Consider the following 12582-nt stretch of genomic DNA (forward strand, 5'->3'; position numbering starts at 1 on the left):
CTAGTTGCACTTATACTATAAACTTAAAATTGGCTACTATGCTGAATCTTCCACCTCGTTGCCAATTTATATACTTATAGTGTAAAGAAAACTTGCCTTTGACAAGCCTGATAAGGTGCAGGCAAAGGTCTAGTTGCACTTATACTATAAACTTAAAATTGGCTACTACGCTGAATCTTCCACCATGATGCCAATTTATACTTTTCTATAGTGTAAAAAAGCCGACGAAATCATTTTTTTTAAATGAATTTCTCGGCTTTTTATTATGTTAGCAGCAATGATTATAGAGCTTTTTTAAAATATAGGTTATGTGCAAACTCATCCAGATATTGACTGAGCATATTTTGTTGATTGGAGTGAAGGACGGCGACTCCTGCTCAGATGAGCGTGACAGCCGAGACCCCACAGGAGCGTTAAGCGACGAGGAGGCTTGGTTTACGATGAGCGGAAAGCGCCCGTCCGTAACGGAAATCAACACGCTCATTTAAAGTGGTTCAAATAAAGAGATATAACGTTGCTAAATATTACTGTTCATAAAATCTGATTTATTATATTGTAAAAATTCAAAAAATAACCTAACATAAAGCAATACATGTTTTATAAATGCTGGAGGGGTTGTAGTGAAAGTAGTACATTTAGGTCCGAAAGCGACCTTTAATCATTTTACTGTAGTGAAAGCTTTCCCAAATGAAGAGATTGTACCGATGATGACAATTCCGGAATGTTTGGATGCGGTCATGGCCGATCAGGCCGATGTAGCAGTCGTCCCTTTGGAAAATGCGTTGGAAGGGTCGGTTACGATTACATTGGATTATTTAGTGCATGAAGTAAAGCTGCCGATTCAAGGAGAGATTAATACACCGATTCAGCAGCATTTTATGGTTCATCCTCATAATCGAGATAATTGGAGAAGAGTCAGCTGCGTTTATTCACATTCGCATGCGATTGCTCAATGTCACAAGTTTCTTCATCATGAATTAAAGGGTGTGCCTAGCGACCGGATGACTTCGACAGCAGCTGCGGCTCAATTTGTAAAAGAAAATCCGCAATTGAATATAGCAGCGATTGCAAGCGAACTTGCCGCTAAAGAATATGGCCTGGATATTGTCCGTCCTAATATACATGATTATTCACATAATACAACACGTTTCATTGTTGTTTCCAAAAAGCCTGTAGAGTTTCCGGAAACGGACTGCTCTATTAACGGCAAAAAAACGACGCTGATGATCGAGTTGCCGGAAAATCATCCGGGAATGCTGCATACTGTGTTGTCGGCTTTTGCTTGGCGTAAGCTTAATTTGTCAAAAATTGAATCGCGTCCAATGAAGACTGGTTTAGGGAAATATTTCTTCCTTGTCGATGTGGAGATGGAATTGGATGAAGTATTAATTCCAGGTACAATTCAAGAGCTAGAAGCGTTAGGCTGCAAAGTATCAATTTTAGGTAGTTATCAAAGCTTTTCGATTAAAGGTCTTCAAAGCTAGTACAAGCTTATCACCAAGATATGTTTATTGATAATTATCGTCCAACTGTAATAGAATGATAATTGACAATATATTTCGGGATACGAAAGAAGGCCTTTTAGTGCAAACTTGGAAACGAAATCTTTACCTTTGTTGGATAGGCTCATTTTTAACGGCAGCAGGAATGAATTTAGTCATTCCTTTTTTGCCTTTGTACATTACTGAACTTGGGGAAACAAATCATATTGAAATTTGGTCGAGCTTGGCATTCAGCAGCACGTTCCTGACAGCGGCAATCTTTTCACCGATTTGGGGTAAGCTTTCCGATCGATTTGGACGTAAACCGATGCTGCTTCGCGCAAGTCTCGGCATGTCGATTATTATGATGATGATCGGTTTTGCGACGAGCGCTTTCCAACTTGTTTTGCTTCGATTTTTAATGGGAGCTATTGCCGGATTTATCCCGGCTGCTGTCATATTGGTAGCATCGCAAACACCTGATGAAGAAAGCGGACGCGCTCTAGGATTATTATCGACAGGAGGAGTAGCCGGAACATTAATCGGTCCTGTCATTGGCGGTTTATTGGCTGATCTCGTCGGGTTTCGGCAAGTATTTTGGATTACCGGAGCTTTGTTGCTAATCTCTTTTATCGTTTCTTTATTTTTAGTTGAAACTTCATCCGCGGAAAAAAGAAAGAAAAAATCAATCAATACCGTGACAGTAAGCAACAAGGAATTTTGGGGTTTGACGTTATCAATTTTTGTGACAACGTTCATATTGCAGTCGGCGATGATGTCGATGCAGCCGATTTTAACATTATATGTGGAAAGTTTAGGCGGACCGGTGATGTATATATCCTTGTTGGCGGGGATTGTAACAGCTATTTCTGGAGTATCAAACATGATATCAGCACCGTACTTAGGTAAGTTGGGAGATCGCATCGGCCCGCAAAGAGTGCTGAATGTCTGTTTAGCGGCGGTTGCTGTACTTATCGCTTGTCATGCTTTTGTTTCTAATATATGGGTGCTGATTGTGTTGCGCTTCCTTCTTGGTTTTGGATTAGGCGGACTGCTTCCTGCTGTGAATTCGTTGTTGAAGAAACGGGTACCGGATGCAATTTTGGGAAAAGCGTACGGCTATAATCAAACATTTCAATATATGGGCGGTGTAGCAGGTCCGATTATAGGCGGCATAATCGGGGGGAGTTTCGGATTGCCTGTCGTTTTCATCGTGTCGAGCACGTTGCTGCTTGTGAATGCTCTTTTCGTTTTCTCATTTAGAAAGAGAACGATTGTTGTTGAGCAGCAAGTTTCAGCATAAAGATTACTAGTAAATAACAAAGGATTGATTGCGGATTAGCCGCTCTCAGTCCTTTTTTGCATTATATAAGTATAAGATTTTAAACACAGGTAGCTGTCTAACCTTATAACTGCTACTGCGTACTCATTAATTTATCTTTCGATTAGACTATTTTGATTAATTTCAATGACAGATGCAGAGGTTAGTTTGACTCGAAATGCACGAATTCGACCAAATTCGATTACCGGCTAAAGTTTTTATATGAAAAAGGGCATAGGCATACTTACTGCCCGATCTTGGCTAAATATATCGGAATGTTAGCAAAATACAAGAGTTTAATTTTATATATAAAATCATTGTGCATCTTCTGTCCTAAAGCCTTGTTTTTATGGCTATTCCTTCTTATTTTTTTGACAGTCAATCACTCTCTACAAAACCTGACAAAAGCAGGGGTGAATTTAGCCTTATTTTTGCAAAATCTCTCTGTTTGACTGAATATTCAAAAACTTAAATATCGTACTGATTAAAAAAAGAAATAGCATTCAGCTATACAGAACACTAACATTCAACCTCTCCAACAGCAGGGGAATTTACTGCATTAATGTTTGACATCCGGCAAAAATCTCCTCCTTTTTATTTATTTTTAATAGTACCCTTAAAAATGCGACATTTTTCTACATTAAAAGTCTATTGTTTGTTTGTATAGTTATTTTTAACAACATGATTATACAAGATTGATATTTTAGGAAGGGAGGGACAATTTTTCGGTTAGCTATTAAAAAGAAGGAAGGGAGAGTTGCTGAATGTTTACGAAACCTAAAGGCAGAAAAAGAAAAAAGAAATTAACATCGCTTATAGCAGCATCTGTGCTTATTCCAAGTTTGCTCCTCCCATCAGGATTTAGTTCAGTTCACGCGGTGAGTTCGGATGCATTATCGAAAAATGCCATTTCGACGTCCGTAAAGGCTGATCTAAATACAACGTTGAAAAATAAAGTATCTTCCGAGTTATTGTCTAAGTTTGATAAAGAGGACCGTGTTACGTTTCTCGTCAAGATGAAAGAACAAGTAGATACAGTAGCTGTAGCTAAAGAGGCAGAAAAGAAAACAACTGCAAAAAAATTAACAGCAGCAGAAGCTGAAATACAGAAACGTTCGGCTATTGTCTCAGAGCTTCGAGCAACAGCGACAGAATCGCAATACAATATCATTGAATATTTGGAGAAACAGGTAGAAGCCGGAAAAGCAAAAGACTTGCAATCATTTTATATCGTAAATGGACTTGCTGTTACGGCTACGAAAGAGGTTATGCAACAGGTCGCCATGATGGAGGAAGTTGAATTGATTACGCCTAATGAAAGCGTCAATTTGATTCAGCCGACTGTTGTTGGTGAAGCTGTGAAAGAAATCGAGACATCTGAACAAACGAATTCAATTGAATGGAATATTAATCAAGTGAATGCCCCGGATGCTTGGGCAATGGGCATTGATGGCTCCGGAACAGTTGTGGCATCTATTGATACAGGTGTGCAATGGGATCATCCGGCATTAAAAGAGAAATACCGTGGCTATAATGCAGCAAACCCGAATTCGCCAAATCATGAGTTCAACTGGTTTGATGCAACTTCTGGAGCTGGAAGCACTCCTTATGATGATCAAGGTCACGGAACACATGTAACCGGAACAATGGTTGGATCAGAGCCAAACGGCGGTAACCAGATTGGGGTTGCTCCTGGAGCGAAATGGATTGCAGTTAAAGCATTTACAGCGTCAGGCGGAACATCTGCTGATCTTTTGGAGGCTGGCGAGTGGATTTTAGCTCCTAAAGATGCGAGCGGAACACCACACCCTGAAATGGCTCCTGATGTTGTCAATAACTCTTGGGGTGGCGGTCCCGGATTAAATGAATGGTTCAGACCGATGGTACAAGCTTGGAGAGCGGCAGAAATTTTCCCTGAATTCTCAGCAGGCAATACGACATTGACGAATCCTGGAGGAGCAGGTTCGATTGCTGTACCTGCAAATTACCCGGAATCGTTTGCTACAGCAGCGACAAATAATGCTAATGCACTTGCTTCTTTCTCATTGCGCGGTCCATCTCCATATGGTGAGTCGAAGCCGGATATTTCCGCACCGGGTGTTAATATCCGTTCCGCTGTTCCTGGAGGCAGCTATGAGGGCGGCTGGAATGGCACCTCTATGGCAGGTCCGCACGTATCAGGTGTGGTAGCGCTATTGAAACAATTGAATGCAAACCTGACTGTAGATGAAATTGAAACAATTATAACGGAAACAGCGGTACCATTAACAGACAGCACATATCCGACTGTTCCGAATAACGGTTATGGTGCAGGTTTAGTGGATGCTCATGCTGCGGTTGCTTCAATTGTAGACGGACTTGGAACGATTGCTGGTACGGTAACAATTGAAGGCGACGATGATGAAAATCCTACTTTTACGCATGAACCTGTAAGAGAGTCTTATAAATCAATGGACCTTCCGTTATCAATTACAGCTGCTGATAACGTATCAGTCAATTCTGTAGTTGTTTCTTATAAGAAGGCAGATGGAACGTGGGCGCAAATCCCAGCTGTTCGCTCAGCGGGAGATTATAAGTCCGGAACATATAATGCAACATTGCCGGGATCTGAATTAACAGGTAATTCTGTGGATTATAAGTTTGTCATCACAGACTTCGGCGGAAATATTGTAGAAACACCTGTTTATAGTGCAGCATTATTAAACGGTATTTCTGTAGGTTATTTTGAAGATTTTGAGTCAACACCGATTGGCTGGACAAGTTTTGGAACGGCTGATTGGAAGTGGGGAGTTCCGACTGTAGGACCGGGGTCTGCATACTCTGGTGAAAAAGTATTTGCGACAAACTTGTCTGGCACTTACGAGGCAAGAGCAAATATGAGTCTGCAAATGCCTCCGATTGATCTTCCGGAAGGGAACAGCTATTTGCAGTTCAAACAATGGTATAACCTGGAGAGAAATTATGATTTCGGTCATGTATTCATCTCCACTGATGGTGAGAACTTTACGCAATTGGCTCGTTTCAATGATTTATCAAACGAGTGGGTTAATGGAGAAATCGATCTAAGCGAGTATGCCGGACAACGTGTTTATATCCAATTTAATTTAACAACAGACGGGTCGGTTCAAAGACCTGGCTGGTTCATTGATGATGTTGCTCTATCAGATACACCTAGTGAAGCAACTGGAAATGCAAAAAAAGGTACGGAAAAACTTAATGAATCGGCTAACGGCAATAAAGGAGCGCTAGGGGTTGTGGATAATCCAGGTTCTTCAGCAAAACAGAAAGTAGATCCGAATAAAATCGTACCACTCAAAGAAGTGAAAGAAAAAGAGGAAGTTAGTTCGGATAAACCTGCTCCAGCATTGCTGCCGCTATCTGCGAAAGTTAATGTCCTTGAGACAGGACGTTCAGTCTATACAAATCCTCAGGATGGTTCGTATCAATTTGTCAGCTCAAGCGGAACGTTTACTTTGCAAGCTTCGTCTTATGGTTATGTATCGCAAACACAATCTGTAACAGTGGAACGTGACGGAACAAGCACAGCGAACTTTGTTCTGCAGCCAATTCCGCAAGGGCAAGTTTCCGGTTCAATTACAAATGCCCAAACAGGCGAGCCTGTTGCAGGAGCTACCATTTTCCTAGTTGAAGATGCTGCTATAGCACCTGTAACAACAGATGAAGAAGGAAACTTCAGTTTAACTGCTTACGAAGGCTCTTATACAGTGAAAATTACTGCGCCGGGCTATGCAGGAACGCAAACAGAAGTGACAATTGAAGGCGGAGAAACTTCTACCTTAGAAATTTCCCTTAACCCTTTCATTGGTTATGAGGGTGAAATTGGCTATGACGATGGCACAGCAGAAAATGCCCGTGCTTATAACGCAGCAGGAAATAAATGGGCTGTGAAAATGTCATTGGCAGAGGGAGAAAGGCAAGCGAGTGTAACCGGAGCGTTGCTTCGTTTCTGGGATACAAGTTGGCCAAATCCAGGAGGAACAGCATTCCAAGTATCCGTTCATGATGCAAATGCAGATGGATCACCAGGAAATCTTATCGCAGGACCATTTGATGCAGAAGCTCAGCGTGACGGCACATGGACACGTGTTGACTTAAGTGAGCACGGTATTATGGTTGATGGTGATTTCTATATCGTCTATACACAAACTTTAGCAAATCCAAATTCGCCGGGATTAGCAACTGATGAGGATGGCGAGTTTTCCGGACGCAGCTGGGGTGAAGTGAGCGGAGTTTGGGCACCGTCACCTGAAGCGGAAGGTAACTACATGATTCGAGCAATCGTTAATTATGAAGTATCGGCACCGCAAATTACATCACCGGTAAATGGTGCATATTCGAATCAAGAAGAAGTGACTTTAGAAGGGGCTACATCACCAAATATGTCAGTGGAAGTTTTCCATGGAGATGAAGTAGCTGCAACTGTAACGGCAAATGCAGAAGGTAAATTCTCAACTCCTGTCAAGCTGAACACAGGTGAGAATACATTTAAGGTGCGTGTCACAACAGAACGCGGCTATAGCGAAACATCCGAAGCGGTAACGGTCATCTACGATGCAGATGCGCCTGAATTAACGATTACTGCTCCTATAGATGGTTCGAAGTCCAATCGTGAAACTGTTACAGTAACAGGTTCGATTACTGACGCGTATTTAGACGCAGTAACGGTAAATGGTGAAAAAGCAACTGTTAAAGATGGAAAATATAGTAAGCGAATCTTGCTAGAAGAGGGATTAAATACAATTACGGTTAAAGCGACAGATTTAGCCGGCAATGAAACAGAAGAAAGCGTAACGGTTGATGTGAAATTTACAGCTCCGGAAATTACGAACCTGGTGCCGACTGAAGATAAAGTTTTATTGAGCGGTGATACAGTGAAGATTGAATTCGACAGTGAACCAGGACTGGAAGCAGTATTCTCAATCTTAATGCCGTTAACGAATATTGTCGGGGCGCCTGCCAATGCGCTTGAACTGCCGATGAGAGAAACATCTCCTGGCCATTATGTCGGCTATTACACAGCAACGAGAAATGTTGTGGCGCCGGGAGCACAAGTTGAAGTGAAAGTAACAGATGATTATCAAAATGTAACAACTCAAAGAGCAAGCGGCCTGCTTTATATTAACCAGCAATAACAGCCGTTTAATCAAGGGCACCTCTATAAAAGTCGGCAGTATGACTTTTGGAGGTGCCTTATTTAATCATATTTTAGAAAGGCTTTACATAAATTTTTATGAAATATATTAGCAATTTGCCTAGTTTTTCATAGTATATATGGACATTTGCATAGGAGGGAACATCGTGAAAATACACATTGTCCAAAAAGGAGATACTCTGTGGAAAATTGCCCAGAAGTACGGCGTGCAATTTGAAGAGTTGAAACAAATCAATTCGCAGTTGAGTAATCCAGACATGATCATGCCTGGAATGAAGATTAAGGTGCCGAGTTCTGGGACTGCAAAGAATACACAAATGCAATCGAACACAAAAATCAATTTCGGCTCTAAAAAAGAAGCCCCTATTCCAGGTGTCACTGCCTCTCCAATCAAAGAAATGCCAATGAAGGAGATGGTTTCACCCACACCTGCACAACCGGAACCGATGATGTTTGAGCAACAGCCGAAAGTTATTAAAGAACAGCCGATGCCAATGCCGCAACCTGCACCGGTAATACCGCAAATGCCTCAGCCAATTATTCCTGATGTCGATATTAATAATTATTACATGGTGAATATGTCAAATATGATGGTACAAAAGCCGCAGCAAATGCAGCCGCAGGCACCGCCAGTACAGAAGCAAGAACAGCCTGTGTCGCCGATGCCTGTACCGGAACCGGCTCCTGCGCCTGCGGCAAAGCCGATTGTTGCAGAGGAAGAAAAAGAAGAAGCGCCAGTACAAATACAGCCTTATCCGGTAATGGCTGAGGGATGTGTGCCGATTACGCCTGTTATGCCGGGTGCAGGATTCTGTCCGCCAGTGTATCCGATGCATCATCTGATGAATCAGCCAATGTATGGACCCGGACCGGTACAAATGCAGCCGATGATGCCTCAACATCATCATTATCATGAAAGCTCCAGCTGGCATGAACCACAGATGGCATCATGGCAATACGGCGAGTATATGCCGGTAATGCATCAACAGCAGTGGGCGCCTTTTTATGGAGGAATGCCATATAATCCGGGAGTAAATATGCAGGCTCCAAATATGTCTCCTCATGGCATGCATCATCATGTCGAATCAAGTAGCAGTCATCACCATGCAGCTCAAATGATACAGCCTACTTATTATCAAACAGCTCATGCGGGAACAGAAATGACCAATATGCCAATTATGGAAGAGGAAGAAGAAGATTGCGGCTGCGGAGGCCCTAAATTTCCATCTGAAGCGGGAGGGGAGATGAATGCAGCTCCACAGCCGGCACAATATTATCAACCGCAAATGCAACAATGGGATCAATATCAAAAAGCGGAAAGTCATTCTCAGATGAATGATTCCCAGATGAATGATTCTCAGATGAACGCCGGTCAGTATGGGAGTGCGTATCAGCCGCAAATGAGCAATAATCAAGCGCCGATGGGCGGCAGCTCGAATAATATGTATCAACCGCCAATGGGAGAAAACCAGGCTAACATGTACCCTCCTCAAATGGGGATGAATACAGCAAGCATGTATCCTCCTCAAATGGGGATGAATACAGCAGGCATGTATCCTCCTCAAATGGGGATGAATACAGCAGGCATGTACTCTCCTCAAATGGGGATGAATACAGCAGGCATGTATCCTCCTCAAATGGAGATGAATACAGCAGGTACGAACTCTTCGCCAATGACAGGAGGCTCGGCAGACATGCAGCAGCCTCAAATGGGAGGAAACACAGCCAACATGTATTCTCTTCCAACGGGAAGCCAGCAGGCCGTTCCTCAGGCACAAAGTAATATGCCATATCAGATGCCGATGCAGCCGTGGCCTCAAGGAATGCCACAGTCGCAAATGAACCCGAATCAACCAAACGTCTTTGTTCCGCATATGAACTATCCAGCGGGCAATCCTGCTCCGTTCTATGGTCAAGATGATTATGCGTCAGATATCGGTCAGATGAAAAATTATTCGGATGCTTTCGATCTGCCTAGATATGCAGATGAGAGCAATGAGTAGCAGACATTATAGCGGGATACGGCGTTTAGAAAGTCACGCTTCTGCCAGTTTAAGAAGAGCTGGAATTGATTTGAGAAAGCTGCAATCAATTAGAGAAAATGTAATGATTGCTCAGACAAGTGCCGGTAAATTCCTGTTGAAAGGCTTCAGTAACTCAAAAAGGCTGGAAAATCAAAGGAAATTAACAAAACTTTTGCGTGAGAATGGTTTTAGGAGAACATACCGCTTCATTGAGGAGCTTGAACCCTTTGTTTATGACGGCTATATATTTGCATGGATTGAATTCCTTCCTTCCTCCAGAAAAAAATTCTCTTATTCTTCAAGACATTCAAGGGAGGAAGGGTTGCATTTGCTTGAAGAGTTTCATAGGACAACGCAGAAATTTTATGATCGTATTCCTGTTTCGCGCTTTAATCAATTAGATAAATGGAGAGACCGTTTCGATGAATTTGAAGATAATACCGGGGTTGTTAGGAAATACGTCTCAAATGATATTATTCAAACTTGGTTAAAATGGGGGAAGCGTTCGCTAAAAGGACTTCGTAAGTACGAAAATGATCTGTATGCTGAACCGCTTTGCATAGTTCATGGAGATGTGGCCCATCACAATTTTTTTTATAAAGAAGATGGAAGCCTATATTTAATAGACTTTGATTTAATAAGTAAAGCACCGCCTTTAATTGATTTTTTGCAATACAGTAACCGAATTATGCCGGACATCTCAGGAAGCGCCGAACTTTGGAGTTACGAGCAGCTGAGAAAATATAAAAATAATAAAGCTTTTCTTTACGCGCTTCTATTTCCGACAGATATTTTCAGGGAGTGGAACAGGTTAATCCGCGAGAATGATTTCCATAACAACAATTATCTCCATTCTGTTTGGCTGCTGACAGTTGAGGATTTTTCAAAGCGTATAAGAATGTATAAAGAAATAACGGATTTGCTTTAATCTGAATAGAACACCCAGGAAATTAAAAGAGGCTGACTGGAAGTGAATTTGTGCCAGATTCACTTTCAGTCAGCTTCTTTGTTAAATGAAAAAGGACCGGTGCCGGTTTTTCTTATTGCATTTTGGGCAGACTATGACAATGAGATGTAGAATGTATCCGTGAGGTGATAGCATGCGCAAATTTATGATGGGACAAAAGCTATATTTATCTGCGGTGATTTGTATGGCGTGTTTATTCAATATACCTGTAGGTGTAAAGATTAGTCAGGCAGAGGAACTTGCAATCCCTATTTTCAAAGTAACACTACAAAGTATTTTTTTGGATGGCGAATTAACTGAAGAAATCGTCTTTAAAGAATCAGCTTCTCCGGAAGAAGTGATGCAGCAATATGCAGATTGGGAGCTTGTCAAGCAGACGGATAAGGAGCTTGTTTTTCAGAAGCGAATTAATGATATATCTCCATTGCTGAAAACGAATGGTTACTTCGGATTAACGGAAGACGGGGTATTATCCATTTTTAACGGCAGACCTTCCGATTCGGATGTTATCCACTCATTTTTCCAAATCGATGTGGACATGCTTGAAGTAAAGAAGCAACAGGAGCTTGGTGATGGCATTAGAGTGAATGATAAAGACCAGTTTCAGGCTGTTCTTGAAACGTTTAAACCGTATAGGCAGCCATAGCACAAAAATAGGCGCAGAAAATACAACCGTTTGGCGACAGGGGCTTTCAGAATATCTGAACAGTCCCTTTTCTATACAATGAAGTATATTATTAAGCGAAATCAAAGACCGGTGACGGTTTTTCTCTTTGTCCAACCTTACACCTGCCATGCTCGGTCCTAAGCCACCCCTCCCAAGAAACCAAAATCGGGTTTCTCGTGCGGTTTGTCTTAGTCCTGCCGCATGGCTCCTTTTTCATTGAGGTGGTGGCAAGGAGTTAAATCAAAAATGAAAAAGGACCGGTGACGGTTTTTCTCGTTTTACTCAACTTCTTAGATAAACTATGTTAAAATGATTAACAGTCAAAGATAGGAGCGAGAGAGTTTGTACGATTATATTAAAGGTACGGTAGAATTTATTGCGCCACAATACATCGTAGTAGAGAATGGTGGGATCGGGTATCGGATAATGACGCCTAATCCTTTTGTTTTTTCTGTGGACGGCAAAGTCCAAACAGTTTTCACCTTTCATTATGTGCGTGAGGATTTGGTGGCTTTATATGGTTTTAAAACAAGAGAAGAAAAAGGATTATTCGAGAAGCTGCTGAATGTGACGGGGATTGGTCCGAAAGGTGCATTGGCAATTTTGGCATCCGGTCAAGTACAGGCTGTCGTGCAGGCAATCGAGAATGAGGATGAGAAGTTCCTGCTCAAATTCCCGGGAGTCGGCAAGAAAACAGCCCGCCAAATGATTCTTGACTTGAAAGGCAAGCTTGAAAATATTGTTCCTGATTACTTCCCGAATCTGTTCAATGATGCATTGGAAACAACTGCTTTTGGAAATAATGAACAACTGGAAGAGGCAATGGAAGCACTGAAGGCTTTAGGCTATTCAGAACGGGAAATCGTGAAGGCGCGTAAAGTGCTCGAGAAAGAAAATAAAACGACAGAAGAATATATTAAAGCAGCACTGCAGTTGCTTTTGAAATAGG

At 41.9% G+C, this 12582-nt stretch carries 7 protein-coding genes; all 7 read left to right on the forward strand.

The genetic code is table 11. The features are described 5' to 3' along the window. Positions 1–620: 620 nt before the first annotated feature. The 7 genes from pheA to ruvA all read left to right on the forward strand — a co-directional run bounded on the left by pheA (position 621) and on the right by ruvA (position 12581). The gene (gene pheA, locus IEO70_RS05680) at positions 621–1484 is read left to right on the forward strand and encodes a prephenate dehydratase (protein WP_190997397.1); all 864 of its coding nucleotides are present in this window, start codon (positions 621–623) and stop codon (positions 1482–1484) included. Between the two features lie 100 nt (positions 1485–1584). Continuing rightward, positions 1585–2784, forward strand: coding sequence for an MFS transporter (locus IEO70_RS05685; protein WP_190997398.1), 1200 nt, complete (start codon positions 1585–1587; stop codon positions 2782–2784). 782 nt (positions 2785–3566) lie between these two features. Continuing rightward, a complete protein-coding gene (locus IEO70_RS05690; protein ID WP_190997399.1) occupies positions 3567–7955 on the forward strand; it encodes a S8 family peptidase in 4389 nt (1462 codons plus the stop codon). Between the two features lie 166 nt (positions 7956–8121). Beyond that, positions 8122–9978, forward strand: coding sequence for a SafA/ExsA family spore coat assembly protein (gene safA / locus IEO70_RS05695; protein ID WP_190997400.1), 1857 nt, complete (start codon positions 8122–8124; stop codon positions 9976–9978). After that, positions 9971–10927: a phosphotransferase gene (locus tag IEO70_RS05700; protein ID WP_190997401.1), complete on the forward strand. Its 957-nt coding sequence runs from the start codon at positions 9971–9973 to the stop codon at positions 10925–10927. The genes safA and IEO70_RS05700 overlap by 8 nt, the downstream gene beginning before the upstream one ends. 172 nt (positions 10928–11099) lie before the next feature. Then, positions 11100–11612 carry a BofC C-terminal domain-containing protein gene (locus IEO70_RS05705; RefSeq protein ID WP_190997402.1) on the forward strand — a complete coding sequence of 171 codons (513 nt, stop codon included), beginning with the start codon at positions 11100–11102 and terminating at the stop codon, positions 11610–11612. A gap of 363 nt (positions 11613–11975) precedes the next feature. Further along, on the forward strand, positions 11976–12581 hold the full coding sequence (ruvA, locus tag IEO70_RS05710; RefSeq protein WP_190997403.1) for a Holliday junction branch migration protein RuvA: 606 nt from the start codon (positions 11976–11978) through the stop codon (positions 12579–12581). The last annotated feature ends 1 nt before the right edge of the window (position 12582 follow it).

It is taken from the genome of Peribacillus faecalis (genome assembly GCF_014712675.1).
Lineage (GTDB): Bacteria > Bacillota > Bacilli > Bacillales > DSM-1321 > Bacillus_AD > Bacillus_AD faecalis.